Source organism: Paenibacillus sp. 453mf (assembly GCF_900116105.1).
Taxonomy (GTDB): Bacteria; Bacillota; Bacilli; order Paenibacillales; family Paenibacillaceae; genus Paenibacillus; species Paenibacillus provencensis.
The window spans coordinates 2881291-2904898 of sequence record NZ_FPAC01000001.1 but is presented as its reverse complement, the minus strand read 5'-3'; the positions used below and the strand labels follow the sequence as shown (position 1 = coordinate 2904898).

The 23608-nt window shown below is 45.9% G+C and carries 25 protein-coding genes and 1 pseudogene; 11 read left to right on the top strand and 15 right to left on the bottom strand.

Going from position 1 to position 23608, the window contains the following annotated elements; translation table 11 throughout:
* Nucleotides 1–41: 41 nt before the first annotated feature.
* Both BM415_RS13705 and BM415_RS13700 read right to left on the bottom strand, forming a co-directional pair.
* Nucleotides 42–848, bottom strand: a complete 807-nt coding sequence (locus BM415_RS13705) for a VOC family protein (RefSeq protein WP_091158781.1) — start codon at nt 846–848, stop codon at nt 42–44.
* A 177-nt stretch (nt 849–1025) separates the two neighbouring features.
* Nucleotides 1026–1694, bottom strand: a complete 669-nt coding sequence (locus BM415_RS13700) for an O-methyltransferase (RefSeq protein WP_091158779.1) — start codon at nt 1692–1694, stop codon at nt 1026–1028.
* A gap of 123 nt (nt 1695–1817) precedes the next feature.
* On the opposite strand from BM415_RS13700, the gene BM415_RS13695 reads away from it, so the two are divergent.
* Nucleotides 1818–2735: a LysR family transcriptional regulator gene (locus BM415_RS13695; RefSeq protein ID WP_091158778.1), complete on the top strand. Its 918-nt coding sequence runs from the start codon at nt 1818–1820 to the stop codon at nt 2733–2735.
* Between the two features lie 13 nt (nt 2736–2748).
* Here BM415_RS13695 and BM415_RS13690 read toward each other — a convergent pair whose 3' ends face one another.
* The 5 genes from BM415_RS13690 to BM415_RS13670 form a co-directional block, all read right to left on the bottom strand.
* On the bottom strand, nt 2749–3777 hold the full coding sequence (locus BM415_RS13690; RefSeq protein ID WP_091158777.1) for an MFS transporter: 1029 nt from the start codon (nt 3775–3777) through the stop codon (nt 2749–2751).
* Between the two features lie 4 nt (nt 3778–3781).
* Nucleotides 3782–4126, bottom strand: a complete 345-nt coding sequence (locus BM415_RS13685; protein WP_091158775.1) for a PadR family transcriptional regulator — start codon at nt 4124–4126, stop codon at nt 3782–3784.
* 230 nt (nt 4127–4356) lie between these two features.
* Nucleotides 4357–5193: a YitT family protein gene (locus BM415_RS13680; RefSeq protein ID WP_091158773.1), complete on the bottom strand. Its 837-nt coding sequence runs from the start codon at nt 5191–5193 to the stop codon at nt 4357–4359.
* 266 nt (nt 5194–5459) lie between these two features.
* On the bottom strand, nt 5460–7436 hold the full coding sequence (locus tag BM415_RS13675) for an acyltransferase family protein (protein WP_091158772.1): 1977 nt from the start codon (nt 7434–7436) through the stop codon (nt 5460–5462).
* A 245-nt stretch (nt 7437–7681) separates the two neighbouring features.
* Nucleotides 7682–8572, bottom strand: a complete 891-nt coding sequence (locus BM415_RS13670; RefSeq protein WP_091158770.1) for a LysR family transcriptional regulator — start codon at nt 8570–8572, stop codon at nt 7682–7684.
* Nucleotides 8573–8684: 112 nt separating this feature from the next.
* Between BM415_RS13670 and dapA the strand changes: the two genes are divergently transcribed.
* Both dapA and BM415_RS13660 read left to right on the top strand, forming a co-directional pair.
* Nucleotides 8685–9563: a 4-hydroxy-tetrahydrodipicolinate synthase gene (gene dapA / locus BM415_RS13665; RefSeq protein WP_091158768.1), complete on the top strand. Its 879-nt coding sequence runs from the start codon at nt 8685–8687 to the stop codon at nt 9561–9563.
* A 253-nt stretch (nt 9564–9816) separates the two neighbouring features.
* Nucleotides 9817–11049: a molybdopterin-dependent oxidoreductase gene (locus tag BM415_RS13660; protein WP_091158767.1), complete on the top strand. Its 1233-nt coding sequence runs from the start codon at nt 9817–9819 to the stop codon at nt 11047–11049.
* Nucleotides 11050–11104: 55 nt separating this feature from the next.
* Here the strand turns inward: BM415_RS13660 and BM415_RS13655 are convergent, their stop codons facing one another.
* Together BM415_RS13655 and BM415_RS13650 are read right to left on the bottom strand one after the other, a co-directional pair.
* Nucleotides 11105–11398, bottom strand: a complete 294-nt coding sequence (locus BM415_RS13655) for an RNA polymerase alpha subunit C-terminal domain-containing protein (protein ID WP_091158765.1) — start codon at nt 11396–11398, stop codon at nt 11105–11107.
* 60 nt (nt 11399–11458) lie between these two features.
* Nucleotides 11459–12379 carry an aminoglycoside phosphotransferase family protein gene (locus BM415_RS13650; RefSeq protein WP_091158763.1) on the bottom strand — a complete coding sequence of 307 codons (921 nt, stop codon included), beginning with the start codon at nt 12377–12379 and terminating at the stop codon, nt 11459–11461.
* Between the two features lie 175 nt (nt 12380–12554).
* Between BM415_RS13650 and BM415_RS13645 the strand changes: the two genes are divergently transcribed.
* Nucleotides 12555–12920: an ATP-binding cassette domain-containing protein gene (locus BM415_RS13645; protein WP_091158762.1), complete on the top strand. Its 366-nt coding sequence runs from the start codon at nt 12555–12557 to the stop codon at nt 12918–12920.
* A gap of 178 nt (nt 12921–13098) precedes the next feature.
* Here BM415_RS13645 and BM415_RS13640 read toward each other — a convergent pair whose 3' ends face one another.
* Nucleotides 13099–13962, bottom strand: a complete 864-nt coding sequence (locus BM415_RS13640; protein ID WP_091158760.1) for a sulfurtransferase — start codon at nt 13960–13962, stop codon at nt 13099–13101.
* 515 nt (nt 13963–14477) lie between these two features.
* On the opposite strand from BM415_RS13640, the pseudogene BM415_RS13635 reads away from it, so the two are divergent.
* The 3 genes and pseudogenes from BM415_RS13635 to BM415_RS25100 all read left to right on the top strand — a co-directional run.
* Nucleotides 14478–14674 (top strand): annotated as a pseudogene (locus tag BM415_RS13635) (suppressor of fused domain protein); the annotation flags it as partial.
* Between the two features lie 38 nt (nt 14675–14712).
* A complete protein-coding gene (locus tag BM415_RS13630) occupies nt 14713–15366 on the top strand; it encodes a DUF2625 family protein (RefSeq protein WP_091158758.1) in 654 nt (217 codons plus the stop codon).
* A 9-nt stretch (nt 15367–15375) separates the two neighbouring features.
* Complete coding sequence (locus BM415_RS25100) at nt 15376–15537, top strand: hypothetical protein (RefSeq protein WP_170862448.1); 162 nt, start codon at nt 15376–15378, stop codon at nt 15535–15537.
* A 52-nt stretch (nt 15538–15589) separates the two neighbouring features.
* On the opposite strand, the gene BM415_RS13625 is transcribed toward BM415_RS25100, so the two are convergent.
* Complete coding sequence (locus BM415_RS13625) at nt 15590–16531, bottom strand: DMT family transporter (RefSeq protein WP_091158757.1); 942 nt, start codon at nt 16529–16531, stop codon at nt 15590–15592.
* Nucleotides 16532–16720: 189 nt separating this feature from the next.
* Between BM415_RS13625 and BM415_RS13620 the strand changes: the two genes are divergently transcribed.
* From BM415_RS13620 to BM415_RS13605, 4 genes are all read left to right on the top strand, one after another.
* Complete coding sequence (locus tag BM415_RS13620) at nt 16721–17161, top strand: hypothetical protein (RefSeq protein WP_091158755.1); 441 nt, start codon at nt 16721–16723, stop codon at nt 17159–17161.
* 201 nt (nt 17162–17362) lie between these two features.
* Nucleotides 17363–17923, top strand: a complete 561-nt coding sequence (locus BM415_RS13615) for a DEAD/DEAH box helicase family protein (RefSeq protein WP_091158754.1) — start codon at nt 17363–17365, stop codon at nt 17921–17923.
* Between the two features lie 255 nt (nt 17924–18178).
* Complete coding sequence (locus BM415_RS13610; RefSeq protein ID WP_091158752.1) at nt 18179–18358, top strand: hypothetical protein; 180 nt, start codon at nt 18179–18181, stop codon at nt 18356–18358.
* 33 nt (nt 18359–18391) lie between these two features.
* Nucleotides 18392–19003, top strand: coding sequence for a flavin reductase family protein (locus BM415_RS13605; RefSeq protein ID WP_091158751.1), 612 nt, complete (start codon nt 18392–18394; stop codon nt 19001–19003).
* A gap of 150 nt (nt 19004–19153) precedes the next feature.
* Here BM415_RS13605 and BM415_RS13600 read toward each other — a convergent pair whose 3' ends face one another.
* The 4 genes from BM415_RS13600 to BM415_RS13585 form a co-directional block, all read right to left on the bottom strand.
* A complete protein-coding gene (locus tag BM415_RS13600; RefSeq protein WP_091158749.1) occupies nt 19154–20206 on the bottom strand; it encodes an AraC family transcriptional regulator in 1053 nt (350 codons plus the stop codon).
* Nucleotides 20207–20294: 88 nt separating this feature from the next.
* Nucleotides 20295–21308 (bottom strand): Gfo/Idh/MocA family protein, encoded by a 1014-nt coding sequence (locus tag BM415_RS13595; protein WP_091159266.1) that lies wholly within the window; start codon nt 21306–21308, stop codon nt 20295–20297.
* A 47-nt stretch (nt 21309–21355) separates the two neighbouring features.
* The gene (locus BM415_RS13590; protein ID WP_091158747.1) at nt 21356–22438 is read right to left on the bottom strand and encodes a Gfo/Idh/MocA family protein; all 1083 of its coding nucleotides are present in this window, start codon (nt 22436–22438) and stop codon (nt 21356–21358) included.
* 129 nt (nt 22439–22567) lie between these two features.
* Nucleotides 22568–23608, bottom strand: a complete 1041-nt coding sequence (locus BM415_RS13585) for a hypothetical protein (protein ID WP_139236988.1) — start codon at nt 23606–23608, stop codon at nt 22568–22570.

Genomic DNA, 23608 nt, shown 5'->3' with positions numbered 1-23608 from the left:
TTTAGGCTCTTTTTTTGCTGTTCACAAGAAATTTCAATCCATTATTTCATACATGCAATGACGATCCGGTTTCCATCTGGATCAATAACGGCAAATTCGGCCAAATCTTCGAAGTCATTCGGTTTACCTGTCACTTTAAAGCCCTGATCCAAGACGTATTGATATGCTGCCTCAATGTCGTCTGTTTCGAAATAGAACAGCTCTGTGAAATTTTCCTGCCGCCAAGAACGATGCTGGTCCAGCAGCAATACCGGCCCGTTTGTCATGGGAATGCTGTAAATGGGAGGATCCGTGTCCTTGTCGTCATAAGGCAGATTAAATAGCTCCGTATACCACTGGACAGCGGACTTCATATCGGTCACATCGACAAAGACGCCGCCAATTCGGGGAAGGATCGGACTGACACAATCGGCAGGGTTCAATGCGTTTGCCTCAGCAGAAGCCGTATTACGACTTACCATGAGTGTATTTCCTTCGAGGTCACTGAAGTTGAAATAGGCCATAGAGCCATGATGAGAGGGCTTAGAGTAAGTCACCGCCTTGTGCTCGGTATGTTCGTATGCCTCATCTATATTGCTGCAGGCGAGCATGAAGCGGGGCTTCATCTCTTCACGCCACTCCGGATTTTTTCGATTCTCGGTGTTCGAGTCCAGAATAAGATGAGCCTCCGGCAGATCAAACCAATACACAGGTCCTGACGTTAGGCGTTCTTCCCTGACCTGAAGACCAAGCAATTGACTATACCACTCAGCCGCTCTTCGTAAATCCGTAACATGAACAAACAGGCTCGTTATCCGGTTTTCTATCGGTTTAATTTGCGTATTGGCAGTAGTGTGATGATTACTCAATATGAATCAACTCCTTCTCTGAAATTGGGATATGCCGGTGTACCTTGAGAATGTGATAGGGAATATATATTCGCTTTTTGGATAAATACCCCTGCATTAAACGAGATAAAAATATATAGAAAAAGCCTTCCCTTAGTACAGGAGGCTCCCGTTTTGTAACACTATTTTGACCAAGACTCAATTAACAATTCCGATAACAAAGCCGTCATAACCCTTGCTTCCTACAGTTTGGATAGCGGTTGCCGAAATCTGCTTCTCGTTTGACAGAATGTCGTAAAATTGTCTGACTCCGTGGATCCGTGGATCTGTGCTGTGATGATTTATAATTTCTCCTTCACGAATAACATTGTCGCCAATAATGACTGTACCCGGATGAGAGAGCTGCAAGGCGTACTTTAAATAGGATGGATTATTTGGTTTGTCTGCGTCGATAAAGATAAAATCAAAAGGCCCCTCCTCTTCAACTTTCATCTTTTCCAGTTGCAGAAGAGCGTCCCCGACACGAATCTCGACTAAATGATCTAACCCTGCGAGCTCAAGATTGCGATGCGCAATGGCTGCATGATGGGGATCAAGCTCCAAGGTAATCAGCTTGCCATCTTCAGGAAGCACACGTGCCATCCAGATGGTACTGTATGCCCCAAGTGTACCAATCTCGAGAACTCTTTTCCCTTTACGCATCCACAGAAGCAGCTGAAGCAGCTTCCCTTGATTGGGAGCGACATCAATGGGAGGTAGATTTGCCTGCTGATTGTTTGCTAGAACGGCTTCTAGCACAGGATCTGGAGGGATAAGCTTATCCTCCACATACCGATCGACCTGCATCCATGTGTTGAACTGATTCATAAGTATCACTTCTCCTTTTGGATTATTTTGCTTCTATTCATATTGTATTCCGGTTAAAATGATAAAAATAATATATATTTACGCGATATTCATAAATTTATTATATAGATAGGAGCCGTGCCCATGAATTTGCATGCCCTGCGATTGTTTCATGTCGTTGCCGAGACGGGAAGTGTTACACGTGCAGCCGAAATACTGAGCATCAGCCAGCCAGCGATTACCGCACAGATTAAGAAATTTGAGCAGGAGCTGTCTTTGCCTTTGTTAAAGCCGGAAGGAAGGGGCGTTGCCCTTACGGATGCGGGGGAGCATTTTGCAGTGCTGGCCGCAAGGCTGTTTGCCGTAGAGCAGCAGATCGAGCAGTATGCAGCAGAGTACCGGGATGGCGGGAGAGGAAGGCTTAGGCTTGCAGCTACATATCTACCTGCCAATTTTCTGATTCCATCCTGGATTGCAAAGTATAAGCAACGCTATGAGCAAGTGGAAATGAAGATCAATACGACCAATTCAAGCGATGCCCTAAAGCAATTGCTGGGTGTGGAGGTTGATCTGGCCATCTATGGAGGCCTTCCGGAAGAGCATCCTGATTCCATCTATGCAGAGGAGCTTTTTCAAGATGAGCTTTGGTTCGTTGTTGCTCCGAGTCATTCTTATGCCAATCAGGAAGTTACGCTTGAGGAGATGACAAGGATTCCGTTTGTTATGAGAGAGGAAGGGAGCTCAACGAGGGAAAGACTCTTATCACTCTGTCGAACGTATAATGCGCCCGCTCCTTCTATTTCCCTTACGTTCAACGGCTTGCATGAGGCCATCGCCGCGGTTGTTTCTGGATATGGAGCAAACTTCGTATCCTCCCTTGTCGTGAAAGAGCAGGTTAGACGGGGTGAACTAGCACGCGTTATGGTAACAGGAGTCCAGCTTACGAATACGATTGCAGTTTGTACTCGAAAAAATGAAACCTTGTCTGCATCAGTGAGCAATTTCATTCAAATGATCAGGCAGAATCCATATGAAGAGAGAGGCTGGGCTTATAGAACATAAAAAAAAGCCGTGCTTATGCACGGCCAGTGAACTTTTTGCTGCGGTTCCATTTGTAGATCTCGCTTCCCAAATCGACTAGGCTGATGATGGCAATAACATAGATCAAGTTCTGAATGACTCCTGACCATATGTTTGAGACGATCTCATAGCTTTCTTGTCCAGGGGGAATTAGGCCTGAGGTCTCCAGTTGACTCATAAATGATGCATTCCAGAACGAGGAATCATGAAGCATAATCCAGGCAAGAACAAACGAGAGTATGGTGAAAATTATATGGTAGGCGAGGAGAGAAGTGGTCCTTTTGCGCAGAATCAGTTTAAATATTTCTCCCAAAATGCCTACGGCTCCTAACAGCCAAATGAAAGGTATATACTTCTCAATTCCGGCTGAGCTGATGAACGGAATAGAGGAGAAACCCTGATCATTGAATTGATACACAGCAATTAACTCAACATTTAGGGCAAACAGTGCCGTAAACAAAGTGATAAAAATAATACTGGCGATCGGGTCTGACTTTTTGATCTCTTTACCGTGATCAGGCAAAGATTGCAAATCTTTCGGATTCCATTCTTTCATCGAATGACCGTTGTTTGGTGAAATTGATCTTCTCCGCTGCCCATATTCAATGAGCGCAAATATCACCGTAACCCATGCGATTGCTTGGGAAATAGAGATGACGATATCAATGAGGAAATCGGTAAAATGGTCCAAAATATTGCCAGGCGTCATGATAGCTTCAACTATCGCGAATATACTGAGTGCAATCAAAAAAGAAGCAAGAACAACTTTCATGACTGTCATATAACTAGTATACAATGCTGGACCAATGAGATAGCGTTCGCCTTCGTATCTTGCAGCCATCATCTCCGGATGTCCCAGTTCTATCAGTACACTCTCTACCTGTTGCTCTTTAAGTTCATCCGATGATGCTCGTTCCTCCAGCATATCTTCGATCAGTCCGTGCAGCTCTTTGGATATGTCTGCTCTTTGCTTCTCGGGCAGTCTCTGTGTGACTGCGTACACATAACGCTCAATAAGCTCCATTTCCTTATCCTCCCCTAGTTCCAATAATGTTCTCCATACTCTCAGTCAGTGACAACCATTCCCGGCATACTCCTTCAAAGACGTCCTGACCGAATGGAGTAATGGTATAGTACTTCCGGGGGCGGGCTTCATTTGTGTCCCAGCTGCTCATTAAAAGCTCTTGTTTCTCTAGTCTGCGAAGCAAGGGATAAAGTGTGCCGGGATCAACAGAGAGTCCTTTGTCTTCGAGCACACTGACGAGCGAATAACCGTATTGCGGTTCTGACAGCTGGCTAAGTACAGCGATAATGATGCTTCCTCGTCTAAGTTCGCTTAGTAAATTCTGTATCGTTTCTGTTACATCACTCATATCATCAACTCCTGATCACATTATACTGTATGACACACACTATTGTATATGACAAAATGATATTTATTGTAAATTATTATCTGACAGCTGGTCTCATAATCATATTTCTGTAAAAATGTTTCACAAAAAGCAAAAGAAATGACTTAAGACTGACATAAGAACGGCCCCATCCATAGGTAAATAAAAAAGCCGCACATATTAGTCGCGGCTGTAGCTGTTAAAATAAATCATTATTTGGATATATCAATAAATCCTTCTCCGAACACGTCACGGACATCATGAATGGTTACAAAAGCGGAGGGATCCTCTGACTTTACAATTTTCTTCAGCATAGATACTTCCTGCTTGCTGATCACGATATACAGGATTTCCTTCTCCTGACCCGTGTAGTAGCCATAGCCCCGAAGCACGGATACACCACGATCCATAATATCGGTTACCCTCGAGGCGATCGCATCATGCTTGGCCGACACGATGGTAACTGCCTTTTTCGGATTAAGTCCTTCAATAATGAATTCCATGGCTTTCGTACCGATATACAGGATCAGGATCGTGAACATGAAGTTTTCAATGCCGATAACAAAAATAGAAAACACGGCCACAATAATATCGAAAAAGAGCAGCGCGTAACTGATGCTCCAATCAAGATATTTGTTTGCAAGACGTGCCAGGATCGTTGTCCCAGCCGTGGTCCCGCCAACACGTATAATAAGTCCGATGCCGAGACCAGCGAGAAGTCCTGCAAATATGGCATTCAGTACCGGCTCGTCTGCCGGTATGGACCAGTGCTCAGTCAAGTGCAGGAACAAGGAATTAAACGCGACAACGATAATGGTGTAATAGGTAGTCTGCTTGTCGAGCAGCTTATACCCGATGATAAGCAGAATGCCATTGATGACGAAGCCGACCAGGGCAGGCGACCACTGAAACAAATAATAAAGAACGATGGAAATTCCCGTAACGCCGCCTTCTCCAAAATCATTGGGAATGACAAACAAATTGACTGCAAGCGCAAAGATAAATGCTCCTGCAAGCAGCATGATCATATCAAACATTCTTTTTTTCATAACAAACCCTCCATGAATACAAATAATGCAAAATGATGCACTAAAACGCTAGAAAATGGATTCAATCACACAAAAAAAGCGATTAAAGGAGAAAAAAATCCTTTAATCGCTTGATGCAAATCTGTAAGATTGCGCAGCTCTTTTAGAAATAAATCAGACAGCATTCATGTGCTGTGGTCATTTACTATCCTATTATAGGGGGCAGACCGCTGATTTGTAAACTCAAAATCCTGAAATAATCGAAGGATGAATTCAGATATCTTAATTTAACGCAGTGCATTTATGATCAGACGAGTATAAGCTTCCGCTCCAGCTGGCTCCAGATGAACGCCATCCTCTCTAAAATACTCAGGATGATCCTTGCTAGCTCGGTGCCAATCAACGATGGTTGTGTTGGAATAGCTGCTCCCAATCTCGGACAGCATCTTGTTTACGTTCTCTTCCCAATCTTTAGGTACTCTCGTGTTCACGAGAAGCACTTGTTCGGCGGATTGGAGAGAGTCGAGCAGAGAAGTCAGGCTCTCCTCCGAAAAAGCGCCATTCGTGCCAAGTCCAATAATGACTGTACCGGATAAACGATCTTTCGCTTCGAGTGCCGGAAGCAAATCGTCTGCATGGCTCATCTGTCTTCCGATCTCTGCATCAACGGTAATACCGGGGAGCATCTTCTCCAAGTAGGGAGTTACTCCGACCATTACAGAATCACCAATCGCCGTAATGGAATCACCGGACATCGGCTTCACTTTATGGTCTCCCGGTGTGTCCTTTATATCATCAGCATCAATCGTTGAATCGGGAGTATCCTTTACAGCATCCTTGTTGCCATTCGTCTCTGGCTCTCTATCTTTTGTATCTTCAGCATTGGATTCTTCGTCATTGGGTTCTTCGGTACTTGGTTTCTCGCCGTCTGGCGGCTCTTCATTCGGAACAGGTTCCTTCTCCTGTTGTTGGTCCGGGTCCGGCTCATCTATAGATCCTGGAGAAGGAAATTCAGAAAAGACTCCGTTTGCATCTGGTTTCTTCGCATCCGATATATTCATCGTCATTCCTATACAGAATATCCCGATGAACAGAAGTGAGCTGCAGTAGACGACAACACTTCGGGGTGTTAATGCAGAACTACTGCGCTTCGGATGCCATACTTCATGCCACCATGCACGAAGAGCCCCTTCATGTATCGGTTCTTCAATGTACTTCCAGGACAGAGAAGCCAGAATGACGCTTGCAGCGACCTGGAGAAGGGTATAGAAAGCCCCGATCCCTTCCGGATTCCCTCCGGGACTCGTCAGAATCAGTACAGGATAATGCCACAAATATATGCCGTACGACCGAACTCCAATCCAGCGTAACGGCTCTGCTCCAAGCACCTTGGCAAGCAAGGAAGCCGGGTGTGCCAGGACGGCAACCAGAACAGCGGATGCAATCGAGAAGAGAAGCATCCCGCCGTTATATAGCCATGATTCGTAGCGGTCTGTGCTCCACATCATATATAGAACAAACAGCAGCGCACATATGCCTGTCACATCCAGACCCAGTCGTGCAGCCGGCTGGACTCTCCCGGATAACTTGTAGCTGGGCCAGACGATGGCAAGGGCGGCACCGGTCAACAGCCCGAATGCCCGGGTATCTGTTCCGAAATAGACTCGGCTTGGATCCGAACCGGGCTCATGAAGAAGGGACATGAGAAGCGCTGACAGTACAGCAAGCGTACAAATAAATAGGAACATCTTGCCCCGTCTTGGGAACAATTTGAGTCCAATCAGCATAAGAAGCGGCCATAACAGGTAGAATTGCTCTTCAACGGCCAGGGACCACATATGTCCAAGCGGCGAGGGAGGACCAAACGATTCAAAATAGGATATATCCTGGAAAATAAATTGCCAATTGCTTATGTATGTAACTGCGGCAGCAACGTCATAGCGTAGAGACGCGAGCCGGGAAGTATCAAACAAGGTCATCCACACCACCGTCATGAGGAGCATGACGAGCATAGCAGGGAGAAGTCGCCTGAACCGACGGTACCAGAAATGCTTCAGATCGATTCTGCCATGGTGATGCCATTGCATGGCGAGGATGTTTGTAATTAAATAGCCGGATAATACAAAGAAGACGCTGACACCTAAAAATCCACCCGGAGCTTCATCAAGCCCCCAGTGGTAGCACATGACGCCAATCAGCGCCAAAGCCCTTAATCCATCCAGTCCCGGCATATAGCGGGAGCCTGTTTTCATCGGTTTAGGCATGAGATTTCACCTCAGCCATACACACATGCTGCAGTTTTTGGTCAGAAAACGGAGTCATCTCCGTATAGTTCATATTCACAAACGTCTGGGTGTGTGGAGTCAAGTAAGTGGTCATTTGGAACATGCGTAAACCTTTCCTTTCACAAACAAATTCAATAGGTTAATACTAACACTGCAGTAAAATAAGGAAATGACAAAATGGTAAAGTACAGGTCACATTGTTGAAGTCATAAATAAGACCAGAATTATAATGATATCAGCTCCTGATCCGGCTTCAAGAGGGAAATAAATTCCATCAGGCTGTTCGATATCCATTTCTTGGGATGAATCACCAAATACATATACAGCTTGATGTCAGAATGAGCAAAAGGGAGGACACTCAGCTCTTGTCTGTGTATCTCATCTCGTACAACCATCTCAGGCAGCAGTGCAATCCCGTCACCTGCCATGACACAGCGTTTAATTGCTTCAGGGTTGCCCAGCTCGAGGCGGACATTGAATGGTATGCCATGTGCGCGCAGCACCTTTTCCAGCATAATCCGATAATTGCAGCTGGCTTCAGCCATAAACCAATCCGTATGCTTCAAATCGTTAATTTCAAGCTGGGTCAGCTGTAATAATGGATTATTCGGGCTTGAGATGAGTACAAGCGGCTCCTCCCTAATGACAATCGTATTCAAGGTTGGCTCAGGCAGCGTATTCCCGAGAATGAGACCGATATCGAACTCTCCCTCTTTAACCTGATCCAGGATGTAATCCTCACGATCGGCTTGCAGCCGTATATTCATCTCGGGGTAAGACTCCCGAATGGTTTGAATGACTTGTGGAAGGAAGTAAGAGGCGATGGAATCAATGGTGCCGATCGATAAAGTTCCGCCTCCTTGCATCGCCAGCTTCTCTTTGGATTGATCGTACAGTTCAATAATTAGGACGGCAATCTTCAGCAGCTCTTCACCAGACGAAGTGAGACGAAGCGTTTTGCCATGGCGCTCGAACAATTTGACATTGTATTCCTTCTCCAGCTTCTGAATCTGGGTCGTCACGCTGGATTGGGCATAGCCGAGCTCTTCCGCCGCTCGAGTAAAGCTTTGACGCAGGGCGACCTGCCGGAATGTTTTGAGATATATAAAATCCATGAGCTCACCTCATCAATAATATTGATAATACATATCAACTATTATAGATAACAGTGATGCTGCATGCTATGGTAAATTAAAATAAATACAACGTATTGGGGGCAGCTGTAACATGTTAAGCGAGCAAAACTTGAAGGGCATCTACGTACCTGTCGTTACTCCATTCCAAACTAATCATACCCTTGATCTAGCATCATTTGAATCCTACTTAAAGCACCTTTTGGTCCATGATATTGATGGACTCGTCATCAACGGAACGACTGGAGAGTGTCCGACGACCAATTGGGAAGAGGTCACGAGCCAAGTCGAAATAGCGAAGATTGTAATGAAACAGCTGAATAAACGTGTTCCCATTGTCATTGGCACCGGAACCAATGACACACTCTCATCGGTTAAGCGGACAGAGCGTGCAGGAGAGCTCGGGGCAGATGCCGTCCTCGTGGTGACACCATACTACAACAAGCCGACAGACAAGGGAGTTGTAGAGCATTTTAGAAAGATATCTGAAGCTGGTGTCCCTGTGATCGCTTATGAAATTCCAGGCCGGACGGGAATCCGGTTGTCGGTGGATGCGATAAGAGAAATCCTTGAACTCCCGCAAGTCATCGGATTAAAAGACAGCTCGGGCGGTGTAGAACTGGTCTCAGAGCTGTCACGGCATGGCTCGAAGCCGGTGCTCTGCGGCGAGGATCTTCTGTTCCACGCTTCCCTGAGCCAAGGGGCAAGTGGAGGGATGCTCGCATCAGCCAACCTGAATACGTCGAAATTCATTGACGTATATAACCGGTACATCAGCGGTGAGGTCTCCGAATCGAAGAAGCAATTCGATGAGCTGGTTCCACTGATCCGTCTGTTATTCCAGGAAGAGCCGAACCCGGCTCCGCTGAAATGGATCTTGTCTGAGCTCGGCTGGATCGAATCCGACTCGGTTCGTCTGCCTCTGCTTCCGATTTCTGACCCGTTGAAGGAAGAAATTAGGAAACATATTTAATGCGTAAAAGTGGTGTAACCTCTCTCCAAGGTTACACCACTTTTTTGTCATGTGATGTTTGTAATGCTTAACAGACTGATTAATTCATTCACTATGATCGAACATGTGTGAGTGCTTCTATATATCAACAAATATTCCCTGAAAATGTGAGATGTATAGTAAATTATTAGTAGGTAGTGAGATGAACAGCACTATAAGTAAAAACAATGATTGAATATGATTGGCCAGCAGCATAATGCAGAGGGGGGTAAATATGAGAACTTGGCTCAAGCAGCTTCGCAAAGGTTATGGCAAAAAGCTGGTTTCCTTACATACCTGGAATGGCTGGATTGTATTCTTACTGGCTTTAACCGGTCTGATCCTTATCGGCGGATTCTGGCGGAGTTTATTGGGAGAGGGAAGGGTATGGATCAAAACGCTCCATATTATTGTCGGTGTGGCTTCCATCCTTCCGGTTCTCAATTATCTGCTGCTTGCAGGGAAACACTGGAAGCAGCTGAAGCAAAAACCTCTGCAGCGACTAAATGTTGTTATCGTACTGGCACTTCTTGTTGGCTGGTTTATCTCGGGGGTGCTGCTGTGGCAGTTCAAGCAGGTAGGTCCTGCGGTTTCGAATGCTGCGTTAGTTGCTCATGATTTGCTCACCTGGATTGGACTTCCCTACATCATCTATCACTCGATTACCAGATTAAAATGGTTCAAGGAACCCGCACGCCGAACGATCAAAACGGGACACAAGGAGAACCAGCTTCATCCTGCGGCCCCTCAGCCCATATACACGAGAAGAGCTTTTATCGGCGGAGTGATTGGAATCGGGCTAACCGTAACGCTGGCCCCGTCCTTTTTGAAATGGCTTGGGAGTTTTGGCGGGAGCAATTCCATGGAGAAGCTGCTTGAGCAGAACGAGAACAGACTTATTCCCTCTCCTGTGCCGCATTCGTCATCTCAGCATCCAATGGGTGGGGGAGCGGAAGGGGATTTTCGGGTATATACCGTAACGAAAATGCCTGTCTTCACCAACGAGAACTGGTCCTTCACGATCGATGGGCTCGTGAATAATCGCTTGAATTGGAGTTGGAAGGAGTTTGTACAGCTTAAGCGTACGGTACAGGTGAGTGACTTTCACTGTGTAACAGGCTGGTCAGTCTACAACAATACCTGGGAGGGACTACGGCTAAAAGACCTGCTGAAGCAGGCCGGAGTGCAGCAAACAGCGAAGACGGTAAAATTCTATTCTGGGGACGGGGTTTATACCGATACGCTGACGCTGGAGCAGGCAGATATGGATGATGTGATGGTCGCTGTGCTGCATGATGGGAACCCGATCCCCAGTGACCTCGGTGGTCCGGTCAGACTCATCGTACCGAAGATGTATGCCTATAAATCGGTCAAATGGCTGACCCGGATCGAGTTGATTGAAGGAGAGCATATCGGCTATTGGGAAGAGCGGGGCTATTCGAATGATGCCTGGGTTAGAAGCAGCTAAGTTTTTTAGTAGTCATGAAGCAATCTATAGATCGCTTTTTTAAAGTTTTCATTTTTTACAGTTTAAAAGCTAGCCCGGCATTCTCAAGTGCAGCCCTAAGCTTGGGCAGTGACGCGGGCCCCATACCGTGAAATTTCAAAATCTCTTTCTCACTGTAAGTGGAAAGCTGCTCCAAGGTGGTAATTCCATGATACTCCAGTGCGCGTCTTGCAGGTGCAGAGAGCAGTGAGAGAAACCCGCTGTCCGGTTTTCTCTCCTTCTCACAGATGGGGCATGTCGGACAATCACTGCTTTTATAATATTGGTGTCCATGGCTGCAGGTTCTCAGACTTTTATTTGAAGTTTCCATTCATTCAATGTCCTCCTGTAAAATCATATTTGTTTACAATTCTCGCAATAGCATCTTCCATTAAAGAGCCTGCTTATTCAAAATCCTTTCAGCAAAAGCGACATAGTTTAACAGCTTCGGGAATTCTTCTGGTGAAGCACCGTCTTGTACACTCCAGCAGTTTCCCATCGCAGTTTCCACATAGAGACATTGTCGCAAGATCTCACCCGGGATATGAAGCTCCTTCTCCAGTGTGAGGATGATATTGTTGATCTTGTCATAGAGCTCCGGGGTGATCTCCTCCTCGAATTCATTTAAGATAAAACGGGGAGTGTCAAAGATCGGATCGCCAATGACGCCCTTCGGATCGATAATCTTATACTCTCCATGACCACCCAGCAAAATATTGTCATGATGAAAGTCGCCATGCAGAAGCCGTTCTTTTGAATATTGGGAAGAGAGCGAGATGCAAATCTCCTGGGCCCTTTTCATATGCAAATAGAGCTCTTCGGCATCCTGCCGCTGGCTCATATAATTCGTAATTCGATTCACCCACGTGAGATAGGTTGGGTATATCTCAGCGTCAGCGGGTTCAATATGAAGGTCTGTATATAGGGAACAGAAGACGGCAAGTCTTCGCTCAAGCGAGCTCTCTTTTCTTAAAGTATAACCAGGCTCGATCCGCTCTTCCAAAATAATGCCGTGTTCACGATCTATATCGTAAACCTTGCAGAATGGTCTTCCCTTGTATTCCTCCAGGGTGCTGAATTCGGTTAACGTTTCTGTGGCAGAAGGGTTACCGATCTTTAATATGTAGCTGCCATACAGGTCTGACTCGCATTTGAACACCAGGTTGGCCGAATAGGAAGGGATGAATTGAAATGAAGTTAGAGACCACTTGTCTGCGTAGATGCCGAGATACTGCAGCACTTCTTCGTAAACAGGTTCACCAAAACGCTCTTTTATTTTTGCGGCTTCCTCTGATTTAAAGTTATAGCTCATCTTGAATTGCCCTCCCCTATATCGACGTTACTTTAAAATATATTAGTGCAGCAGGAAATACGAAAGCAAGCTTCTCAAGTTCGACAAGATGCAACTTATCCTAATTATCACGACACCACTTGCTCTTATGCTCATATTAACAGAAACAGATGGAAATAAGGAGGAGCTCTTACACGTGGAATTAATTTTGGAGAACATTGTCAAAAGCTACGGAAAGAAAAGTGTGCTGCAAAACACCGGATTTACGTTTGAAAACGGAAAAATTTATGGTCTATTGGGCCGGAATGGTGCAGGGAAAACAACCCTATTTAATGGCTTGAGCGGGGAAACCAAGCTTGACGGCGGTCATGAACTGAATACGAAAAATCCGTTCTTTTATCTGTTTAGCTGGCTTGTGTCAGGCATCTTTGTCCTATCGATCAGCTTAAGACCAGATCCGGCTGTTTTCTCCATGAGTACTGCTGCGATAGCGCTGATCTATCTTGTGGCTGCTCTGCCGTTAGTACGCAAGTATGCCTCGCGTACGTTTCGGGTGAAGTGAAGATTCGGCAATACGATCAGATTTAGACCGTTACCTTGCTGTGGGGCGGTCTCTTTCTTTTGGTTAATTATTGCCATGATGGATGAAGATGATGACTCCTAGTTAACCTTGGAGTACAAAAAATACATCACCAGGGCTTTAAAGCCGCATGGCGATGTATCCATAGATTTAAACAATGCTAAACTTCTGTGGGCTTCTCCTCGTTCCCGACCTTCACTGGGTTCTCCTCATAGCTGATCCAGTCGCTCCAGCTTCCTGCGTACAGCTTCACTTTCTCATATCCGACTTCCTTCAACGCCAGCACATTGGGACAGGCCGTCACACCTGATCCGCAGTAGACGATAATCTCTTGATCTTTGGACACCGATTCAAACCGATTGCTTAACTCCTCAGCTGACTTCAATTTAGACGTGCCTTCCTGAAGATTGTCCTTCCAAAAATAGGAGACCGCACCTGGTATATGTCCAGCCTTTTTATCTAGCGGCTCTACCTCTCCAAGGTACCTCGGGTATTCCCGCGAGTCGATCAGCACAGCAGCTCCAGTGGTTGAAGCCTTACGCACATCTTCTATATCAGCCAGCAGGTGAGACTGAATATGCGGGGTGTAGGATGCCGGTATCCGAATCGGCACATCGGCAGTGACCGGGAAGCGCGCGGCCTGCCATGCAGCAAATCCCTCATCCATGATATATACCTGCTCATGACCGAGATAGCGCATCAGCCACCAGAATCTTGACGCCATCGCACCGCCTTGGTCATCGTAAGCAATAATTCGGGTCCCGTTACTGATTCCCACTTTGCGAATTCGGTCAACCAGCTGCTCTACATCTGGCAGTGGATGCCGTCCGCCGTGACCTTTTTCATGCACGGGTGAAGACAGATCCTGCTCCAGATCAAAATAAACAGCCCCTGGTATATGGCTCTCGCTAAAGACTTGTCTGCCTGACTCCGGCTGACCCAGGGCAAAACGGCAGTCGACAATCGCCACATCCGGTTCATACATACGGGCTAGCACCCATTTCATGGATACGATAAATTTCATTGCTTATCACCGCTCTTTACTTGGAATGTTGGTTTATACATGCGAATTCTGTTTTATGTAAAACATGTCTAGCTGTATTTTACTTTAAATGGAGCTCACCGCCAATCCGCATGCGAAATAGATAAATTCTTTATTGGATGTCTCTAAGTAAATGTTTTTTTATTCTATAAATATATTAAGAAGGAAGTGTGACCCAGGCAGAATTAAGCAGAAGGAGTTCATATTCACGCATTTTTTCGAACAACTGAATTTTTATGAGTTGAGAATTCTTAAACGCTAGAGCCTACTTATGAGGATAAGAACCGATATCTTCAGCAAATTCTTCCAGTCGAACGAAAATCCTACTTGACGTTTGGCGTGCATTTCATATCTGATTGTTATTTCTGTTTTGTATTTCATGTAGTAAATAATGCTCAAATTTGCCTTATTCAGCAATAGGCAGTCAAAATCCAACTATAATAGATTATTAGACAGTGGATGAATTCTAGGAGGACGATGAAAAGATGAGTAAAGAGATGAATGAAGAAGTAAATGAACAGATGGATCAAGCACCCGGTTGGGATGCCATAGATGAAGCATTAAAGCCTATTTACGGAGATCAGGAGCCAAAGGATTATGGGACTTTGCTTCCTTATTCTCTTGGAGGTCAGGACCCGCTTGATGGGATCAGTGCATATAAGTCAGAGCGCGGGGGCCGCATTGGCATATCGTATGATAGAAAGGGTTTTGAATTCAAAGGGGGGGAGAAGGATGGGATATTTAACGATTCAGGAATTGCTTCACAAAGAGGACCATGCTTGGGAAGAGCTTGAGAATAGGCTAAGTCAGGGTAAAAACAAGAGTGTGATCATTCCCGCAGAGCATGAATCTGGAGCAGACACGCTATATCGTTTGCAGGTCAGCACCAAATCCTACTTGGGCGCCGTAGCTTATGAAACGGCAGGTATTCTGTTTGACCATGGATGGATTACGTTACTCGGTGCAGGGGGTGACGGTATATACGGCAGTCTTCCGTACTGGAATGGACTTCTCGATCGTGAGGGCGTTCCCGCTCTTGAAGGAATGCTGCTTGTCGCCTATGATGCGGCGGGCGGATTTTTCAGTTTGAATATCGGCCGTTTTGGAAATGACGGGCTCATCTATTATTATGCGCCGGATACACGGGAGTGGGAATCGACGGATCTTGCGTATTCCGGTTTTGTAAGCTGGCTCGCTGATGGGGATCTAGCCCAGTACTATGAGACCTTTCGCTGGAAAGGGTGGCAGGAGGAGACGAATCGGCTTCAGCCAGGTGAGGTGTTTGCTTATTATCCACCCCTGTGGACGGAAGAAGGCAGCGGAGCCAGCAGCAGCAAAGGGAAGATCTCGGCCATAGAAGCATGGAATACCGTTTTGGATGTCTAGGATGATCTGATGAAGCAAGGAGCAGGAGGAGAGGTTATGGCTCAGGAAGCCATCTTGGCGCTTGCCCGTGCCGGAAATGCTGAAAGAACAGATGAAGATTGCTGCTGTACTGGATGTCATTATGTGTTGAAACGGCGGGAAAATAGGGACAAGCTGAAGCCAGAGTCTTAGAGACTCTGGCTTATAATAATCCGCAAAATCATGTGTAGTTCTAGTTGACCCACTAAACTTCCGATGTGCTTGGTTTCTGCTGAACCGGAGGCAGCATTTCTTCCTCCCCGTGAATGTTGTTTTTGCCATACCTCAGGAAGATCCATACGCCAAGCAAAATAATGAATCCTGCTATTAACTGCACACTAGTGAGTGCCTCGCCGAGCAGCATCCAGGCAAGAATGGAGGCAAATACAGGCTCGCCCAGTACGGCCATCGACACTGTCGCCGCATTCATTACTTTAAGCAGCCAGTTGAACAGATAGTGGCCGAACAGTGTAGGGACAATCGCAAGCAGGAGGAATATGCCCCATTCTCTTGCATCATATCCGGTAAAGGGAATGCGATTCACACCATTATAGGCGGCAAGAGCAGAACCAGCGAATAAAAACACCCAAAAATTATATACATAAGCACTGATGTTTTTTCTAAGATGCTGCCCAAACAGCATGTGCACGGCTACAGCAATCGTTCCCAGAAAAGATAGAAAATCACCCAGCAGCGCATCTCCCGATATTTGGAAATCCCCTGCACCGATGACAACTGAACCGATTACCGCCATCCCCATTCCGATGAGCATGACTTTATTGGGGCGGATACCGAACAGCCACATGGACCCGAGCATAACAAGGATCGGCTCAAGTGTGAGAATAACGGTTGAACTGGCGACAGTGGTGAGCCGGAGCGAGCCCATCCATAATAAAAAGTGGAGACCAAGCATCAGACCGGAAGCTGCTAGGAACAGCCATTCTTTTTTTGTCAGCCGAACGATATCGTGACGGTATTTATAAAGAAGAGGGGCCATGAGCAAATTGGTGAGAAACAGACGGTACATCGCGATAACAGACACTTCCGCATCCGACCAGCGAACAAAGATGGAAGAGAATGAGATGGCTATGATACCAATGATATAAAGCATTTCATACTTACTGAAGGAACTTTTAGCGCTAGACATGATTGAATACTCCTATGGTGTATGTATTTTTCTTAAGCTTAACTCAAACATACACATTATACCGGAGCAGCTAGCAATTAGGAATAGCAATTCATTGGCAACGTATAACCTGTACCGAAAGATCAGCTGATTAACAAGAATGGTATTCGTGTAATAAACAGTAAGGCTATTTAATTGGAGGTAACTCGGATGAAAAAAAGAAACCGACAAACATCAGCTACCTTGAGTGTAACGATCTTGCTGCTGACTGCGGTGATTACTTCGGCAGAACAGACTGCAGCGGCTGAAGCGGCAGCGAGCCTGGAAGCGACAAGTACTGCAGAGCCGATCGTACGTGGAACAATCGTCGAGACGCAAGCCGAAACACAAAAGGAACAAGCTGAAGAGAATATAATAGAAGAAACGGCGATCTATACGGGTCTTGCCGATCCACATACCGCTGAGTTCAAGATTGACGGAGAGGCTGCTGCTTTTCAGCTGGAAGAAGGCCTGATGGAGCAATTGGCGAACTGGCGCAGTGGAACACAAGTGGAGCTTAGGTATACCATTAAAACATTCGATAATCTGCCGGATGTAAGACAGCTCGTTCTTCATGAAGTTGAGATGACAGACAAGAAGAATGATGAATGAGATGGGAGGCTTGTGTATCGCGCATGGAAAGAATTATTTATGAATGCGTTTACATAAAGCTCGTGGTGAAGTGCTTTTAACAAATAAAGATCGTCAGGCATATGCCTGGCGTTTTTTTGTGATTACATACTTCTTGCCTCTTAGAATAATATGGAATATTATGTATTGAAATATTTGGAAAATTAGAAGGTGAGATACGGTATGAAGTTTGTCATTATTTTTGGACCCCAAGCTGTCGGGAAAATGACGGTAGGGCAGGAGCTGGAGAGAATTACAGATTTGAAGCTGTTTCATAATCATATGACGATTGATCTGGTATCCCGCTTTATTAGTTACGGAACTCCGTCAGGCAAGCGGCTGGTTGGTCTGTTTCGCAGAGAGATTTTTGAAGAGGTATCCAAGAGTGAATTGCCGGGTCTTATGTTCACTTTTGTGTGGGCTTTTGACCATCCTGATGATTGGACTTATATCGAAGAGATCAGCCAGATTTTTGAGTCTAGAGGAGGAACCGTATATTACGTTGAACTGGAGGCAGATATAGAGGAGAGGCTTAAGCGCAATAACACACCGAACCGGCTTGAACACAAACCGACTAAACGGGATATTGAGTTCTCTGAGCGAGATTTGCTTCAAACCATGGCACGCCATCGGCTGAATTCTCTCGTGGGGGAAATCAAGAAGGAGCATTACATAAGAATTAATAATACTAAGCTCAGCCCGGAGGAAACCGCACAGCGAATCAAAGAAGCATTTCAGTTATAGAAAGGAATGCATGTGATTGGAACAAAGAAACGTGACTAATATAATTTGCTGCTTGATTATAGGAGGATCGATCATAATCGCTAGTGCACTATATTCGAAAACGGAGGCGAACTCGAAACCTGTTGCGGCCCAGACTGTTATTCCGAGCTTGGCATTTCTAATTAACTCTTATCGAATTGGATTGTTTAGCTTGAAGATGTTACCCTATTGTTGATATGAATGAGATAAATATAGATAATGAGGGAGAAACCAAACATGAGATCAGAAGACCAGGTTAAACGCAAATTAAATGAACTAAAACGGCAGCTGGATATGATGAAGAGCCGGATGTCTGCCGAAGAAGCGGCGGCAAATGTACAGGTACTTCGTTTGGAGGATATGATCATGATGCTGGAATGGGTCATCGATCAACCAAGCGGCAGCTACCACGTGTAATGGATTTATATACAGTGATAGGAGAGGAAGCAAATGGTATCTATTGATCCTAGTGAGCAAAGTGAACGTGATAATTATAAATTGCTGACAGGCAGCATCATTCCCCGGCCAGTTGCGTTTGTAACGACATTATCTAAGAATGGTGTGCTGAATGCCGCTCCATACAGCTATTTCAATATCGTCACAGCTAATCCACCAATGATATCCGTCTCCGTTCAGCGAAAGGACGGTCAGATGAAGGACACGGCCCGCAATGCAAACGAGCGTGGAGAATTTGTCGTACATATTTCAGATGAGACGTACATCGAGGAAATTAACAAGACAGCGGCCAATCTGCCGGAAGACAAGAGCGAAATTGCTCTGACATGCTTGACACTTGTGCCAAGCATAAATATTGATGTTCCTGGCATAGCGGAGTCCAGAATACGGATGGAGTGCGTATTGGAGCATTCCATTCCTCTCGGAGGAGAGAAGAACGTGCCCGGATGCGACCTATTGATTGGACGAGTCGTTCATTTTCATGTCGATGATGAGCTCTATTATGATGGTAAGATACGGATGAAGGATTTGCGCCCGATATCAAGACTAGCAGGTAATGATTACAGTAAGTTGGGTGAGTTGTTCTCCTTGCAGCGTCCTGAGTAAAACACTCGAAGTTGTCTTCGTTGTAACACAGACGCTTAAGAGCCTCCATAAGCTGGGGGCTCTTAAGCGTCTTGTCATGTAAAAAGATGTGATTCCGACGTGGGACGCCGTATGCCGTATGCCGTATGCGTCCTCACTTCCATCCGGCACCTACAGGAGTGAGCTTTCCCGCTCAGAAAATCGGTAAGCCGAGACTGGAGCTGAAGAGATGTCCGTATTCGCTTGCAGCATCCTGATCCTCATGGATTTGCGGTATTCCATGGGCGTTATCCCGTAGACTCTCTTGAATACGGCATGGAGATAATTAGCGCTGGAATAACCGGTTTCCTCCGCAATCTCATCTATCGTGCTGTCGCTTGTTGTCAGCCGCTTGCAGATATGAGACAAACGGATGGATTCCAGCATTTCGGTAAAGGTGCCTCCGCCGTATTCTTTCAATATCCGCTGCAGCTGACGGGCACTAAGATGTATCCGATCTGCAACGACTTCCACGGTGAGCGGCTCCATATAGTTATCCTTCATGAATTGTTCGGCCAGCAGGTATCGATGACGCCCCATATCTCTGGAGGGGAGAGAACGTCCGGGCTGAGGAAAATAAGCTCTGGCTGTACGAAGCATAATATTAATAACGGCTTGCTTCATGAGCGTAAATAAACCGGGTTCATTCCGATACCAAGCGGTATAGGCGGTAAGAAAGCATTCCATTGCTTTGAACCGATCGGTCGTCGGGATCTTGGGAAGTGAGCTCAGCTGACGTATACAGGCTTCAGCCTCATTGTATTCCTCTTGGATTCCCGTACTCCAATAGCCTTGTTCCATAGGGGAGTTATCATAAGCGGCAGAAGGCCGTAGCGGAACAATTTCGATTCTGAGGCACAGCTCCTCCATGGCCTCATCAGGAGCGGCTTCCTGATAATGCATCACATGAGGGCCGGTTAGATACATCATTCCCTCCGATAGCTTATATTCCTGATCCTCCAGTATAACCTTGCCTTTGCCCCTCGGAATAAAATGGAATTCAAACTCACTTGAATGCTTATGAAACTCAATGATTTTACCCGCCGGAAAGGTGATCAGATGGAACTGAACGACCCGGATCCCGTAATGTCCCCAGGAAAAGTCTACATTTAGCTGCTCCAGTGCATGGCGTTGTTCATTCATAAGTTCATAGGGGTAAGACAGGCTGGATTCATTCCGTTCCATCTTGCATGCCTCCTTGCTTATTGGCCTAAAGAATATCAGATGATCATATTTAGATTTGTATAATGTAGAATCAGAGCTTTTACGCTCTTTAATTAGGCAGCTTGAGCTTGGTGGTAAGCTTCTCTGGCACTCCGCTCCTCGCAGAACGATTGGAGGCTTCCATCAGCTGGGTCAGCTGAGATCCCATGACCAAATTTGCTTCAAATACAGTACCAGCCTCGATATGGCTTATCCACTGCTCAAAGGCACTTGGCTCTGCATCAGGCAGATCTGCCGTTTGCCATTTCTCATCATTCGCTCCCCGGTATAGGAGCTTGCGATCATGATCCGAGTAGAGAAGGCTGCCTTCTGTGCCGTGAATTTCAAAGGAAAATGGGGAATGACGGTTTACAAACCCAGCTTCCACAACACCAAGCGCTCCGTTCGCATAGCTGAGTTGGACTACGGCATTATCTTCAACTTCTTTGCCAGTTACATAGCCATAACTGGCGTAGACTTGCTCCGGCATACCCAAGAACAGATTGGCTAAATACATCGGGTGACATCCGAGATCTGTCATCGCACCTCCGCCCGTCTCCTTATAGCTGAAGAAACGTTCCGGAAGCCAGCCTTGATGGTTGGTACCTTGCGGAATCGCTCCATTATGAGATAGCCGGGTACGAACAAGGGTGAGCTGCCCCAACAGACCGCTATGAATAATCTCCATTGCCTTGAGTGTGTAGGGCTCATACAATCGTGGCAGGGAGGCGGTGAGAGTTACGTTCTCCTCCTGTACACATCGGAGGATATCAGCGCATTCTTCTGTTGTAAGCGCGATCACTTTTTCGGTGAATATATGCTTTTTGGCTCTCGCTGCACGGGTTATGACCTCATGATGAATAGCCGTGCTCGTAACAACAATAACGCCATCGATCTCTGGACTTGCGAGCAGCTGATCTAGATTCTCATAGAATGGAACACTGCGTTTGGCTGCTTCTGCTCGTCCGCGTTCGATATCCTCATCCCATATAGCCGTAACTTCTGTCAGAGGATGGGCATCCGCTTGCGATGCATAATCACTCGCGTGGACATGCCAGTAACCGAGAATTCCAAGCTTCAGCATTTTGCTCATCATATCGACCTCGCTTCCATTGTATTGGTTGTGGTTAACTATTCAAAATAAATCGCTTTTCCGGTTCTGCTCGATTCATATATGGCCTCAAGTATCTCTGAAACGACACAGGCTTGTTCCGGTGTAACCAGCGGCTCGGTGTCATGCAGGATGGCATCATACCAGCTGCGCATCTCAAGATCAGGTGCGGAATCGGATTGGCCTTCATAGAAATCAGCGCCTTTGGCATCCAATGAGATTTGATTCAGGAAGAGCTTGCCATGAGTTTCGCCGTTAATACGCAGGCCACCTACCATATCTGCACCGCCTTCGGTTCCACATAAGGTTGTCTTGGCTTCCTGAACGTCCATGATATTCAGTGCCCAGCTGGCTTCCAGTGAAATCGTGGCTCCGTTCTTCATAACAATTAGACCGACAGCGGAATCTTCGACATTGAATTTGGCTGGATCCCATGGTCCCCAGGCGTTTGCAGCATTTTCTTTGGAGGACAGCTTATGGAAGGATCTGCCGAGGACAATGCTGGGTTCGTAGTTATCCATCAGCCATAATGTGAGATCAAGTGCATGAGTACCGATATCGATCAGCGGTCCGCCGCCTTGTTTCTCTTCGTCCAGAAATACGCCCCATGTGGGTACCCCGCGCCTTCTAATCGCATGGGCTTTGGCGTAATAAATTTCGCCAAGTGTTCCGTCCTGTACAATCTTCTTCAAGGTCAAGCTATCCGAACGGAAACGGTTATTATAACCGATCGTCAGCTTCTTGCCCGACTCCTTGGCTGCGGCCGTCATTCGCTTGGCGTCATCTGCGAGTTTGGCCATCGGCTTCTCACACATCACATGCTTTCCGGCTCTTAGTGCTGCAATAGAGATTTCGGCATGCGTATCGTTTGCCGTCAGCACATGTACAACCTCAATCGACTCATCCTGCAGCAACTCTGTGTAATCGGTATACACCTTAGCTTCCGGCAATCCATATTCCGCTCTTGCTTTTTCTGCCCGTTCCGGTATGAGGTCACAAAATGCGACAATGCCCGCTTCCTTAATCTTACTTAAGCTTGGTAAATGTTTCCCAAATGCAATGCCGCCGCAGCCGATGATGGCTGTTCTGATCTGTTTGTTCACGAGAAAATGTCCTCCTTATTCTGCCAATGATGGAGAAGATATGAGATTCGTTTCGGGAACATTTTAGCATGACAGCCATCTGCGGGGATATTCCAAGATTATGACATAAAAGAGTGCAAAATCACGACATCATACCTGATTTTTACGATTCATCCTGCTCATCTGCTTCTCAAGCTTATTGAAGCCTTCCGATAAGTTCGTCATTTCCTGCTGCTGGGTTGATACGAGGTCCAGTACATCTTTCAGGCTGCTTTTATGTTGTTCTGTGATATTGGCTGTATATTCCGCTCTTTCTTTGGCGACCTGCAGCATATCCTTTAATTCAGCCATTAGTTGATCGTAGTTGCTTAATTGTGGAGTGTTTTCTCCTGTCCCGCGTGATCTCACGAGCTCTGCATTCATCGCTTCTACCTTCTCGCATATGAGAATCATCTGATGACGGTGCGAGGCAGAGTTCTGATTCTGTACTTCATAAGAATATAGAATGTTCTCGATGGAGGAGACGATCTCTACAGAACGCTGGTTGGTCGTGTCTACGGTGGTATTCAGATTGGTCTGATATTCACGAATCGATTGGACCGATTCCGTTAATCTGGACAGCATATGTTCCATCGCTTGCTTCGCTTCGATCACTTTTTGCGTCTTGCTTCGGTTCTCCAGCTGCAAATTATTGTTGAATTTAGCCTGCATAATATTAGAGACGGACACAAAACAAAAAGTAACGATGTAATACAGGAGATCGTTCACGTTTGTCGAATGGAATATGAATTCACCTTGAGTAAAGAAGTAGTAGCATAGAATGGCTAATGTAATCAGCGTTGTCATCAGATTAATAAACCGATCCTGGTAAATTCCCATGATAGCGACATAAAAATACATGGTCATGATGTTGATCATGTGAGGATCAATATGATTAATCATGAACATAAAAATACCAATCACGATCATATTAAAATACTTCATATAAGGTGTAAGCCGCTCTTCAAATTTAGAATAGCTGGCCACAATCGTCATCGGAACGAGCACGAGAAATATGATCCCCTCCACCGTAAGTACAAATCTCAGCGGGATTCCTAATGCAAAGTTAAGCATTTGTACGACAGTAATGACCGTGGCAAACACGGCAACAACCCAGTTGTTTCTCTTCCTTAGTAAGTAATGCTTGTCCAC

What these genes read in the sequence shown, in the direction of transcription:
- BM415_RS13630 (WP_091158758.1), top strand. Translation starts at nt 14,713, where the DNA reads ATGGGATATTTAACGATTCAGGAATTGCTTCACAAAGAGGACCATGCT.
- BM415_RS13625 (WP_091158757.1), bottom strand. Translation starts at nt 16,531, where the DNA reads ATGTCTAGCGCTAAAAGTTCCTTCAGTAAGTATGAAATGCTTTATATC.
- BM415_RS13600 (WP_091158749.1), bottom strand. Translation starts at nt 20,206, where the DNA reads ATGGAACGGAATGAATCCAGCCTGTCTTACCCCTATGAACTTATGAAT.
- BM415_RS13655 (WP_091158765.1), bottom strand. Translation starts at nt 11,398, where the DNA reads ATGGAAACTTCAAATAAAAGTCTGAGAACCTGCAGCCATGGACACCAA.
- BM415_RS13670 (WP_091158770.1), bottom strand. Translation starts at nt 8,572, where the DNA reads ATGGATTTTATATATCTCAAAACATTCCGGCAGGTCGCCCTGCGTCAA.
- BM415_RS13685 (WP_091158775.1), bottom strand. Translation starts at nt 4,126, where the DNA reads ATGAGTGATGTAACAGAAACGATACAGAATTTACTAAGCGAACTTAGA.
- dapA (WP_091158768.1), top strand. Translation starts at nt 8,685, where the DNA reads ATGTTAAGCGAGCAAAACTTGAAGGGCATCTACGTACCTGTCGTTACT.
- BM415_RS13675 (WP_091158772.1), bottom strand. Translation starts at nt 7,436, where the DNA reads ATGCCTAAACCGATGAAAACAGGCTCCCGCTATATGCCGGGACTGGAT.
- BM415_RS13640 (WP_091158760.1), bottom strand. Translation starts at nt 13,962, where the DNA reads ATGAAATTTATCGTATCCATGAAATGGGTGCTAGCCCGTATGTATGAA.
- BM415_RS13650 (WP_091158763.1), bottom strand. Translation starts at nt 12,379, where the DNA reads ATGAGCTATAACTTTAAATCAGAGGAAGCCGCAAAAATAAAAGAGCGT.
- BM415_RS13690 (WP_091158777.1), bottom strand. Translation starts at nt 3,777, where the DNA reads ATGGAGCTTATTGAGCGTTATGTGTACGCAGTCACACAGAGACTGCCC.
- BM415_RS13660 (WP_091158767.1), top strand. Translation starts at nt 9,817, where the DNA reads ATGAGAACTTGGCTCAAGCAGCTTCGCAAAGGTTATGGCAAAAAGCTG.
- BM415_RS13620 (WP_091158755.1), top strand. Translation starts at nt 16,721, where the DNA reads ATGAAAAAAAGAAACCGACAAACATCAGCTACCTTGAGTGTAACGATC.
- BM415_RS13610 (WP_091158752.1), top strand. Translation starts at nt 18,179, where the DNA reads ATGAGATCAGAAGACCAGGTTAAACGCAAATTAAATGAACTAAAACGG.
- BM415_RS25100 (WP_170862448.1), top strand. Translation starts at nt 15,376, where the DNA reads ATGAAGCAAGGAGCAGGAGGAGAGGTTATGGCTCAGGAAGCCATCTTG.
- BM415_RS13680 (WP_091158773.1), bottom strand. Translation starts at nt 5,193, where the DNA reads ATGAAAAAAAGAATGTTTGATATGATCATGCTGCTTGCAGGAGCATTT.
- BM415_RS13595 (WP_091159266.1), bottom strand. Translation starts at nt 21,308, where the DNA reads ATGCTGAAGCTTGGAATTCTCGGTTACTGGCATGTCCACGCGAGTGAT.
- BM415_RS13615 (WP_091158754.1), top strand. Translation starts at nt 17,363, where the DNA reads ATGAAGTTTGTCATTATTTTTGGACCCCAAGCTGTCGGGAAAATGACG.
- BM415_RS13695 (WP_091158778.1), top strand. Translation starts at nt 1,818, where the DNA reads ATGAATTTGCATGCCCTGCGATTGTTTCATGTCGTTGCCGAGACGGGA.
- BM415_RS13605 (WP_091158751.1), top strand. Translation starts at nt 18,392, where the DNA reads ATGGTATCTATTGATCCTAGTGAGCAAAGTGAACGTGATAATTATAAA.
- BM415_RS13700 (WP_091158779.1), bottom strand. Translation starts at nt 1,694, where the DNA reads ATGAATCAGTTCAACACATGGATGCAGGTCGATCGGTATGTGGAGGAT.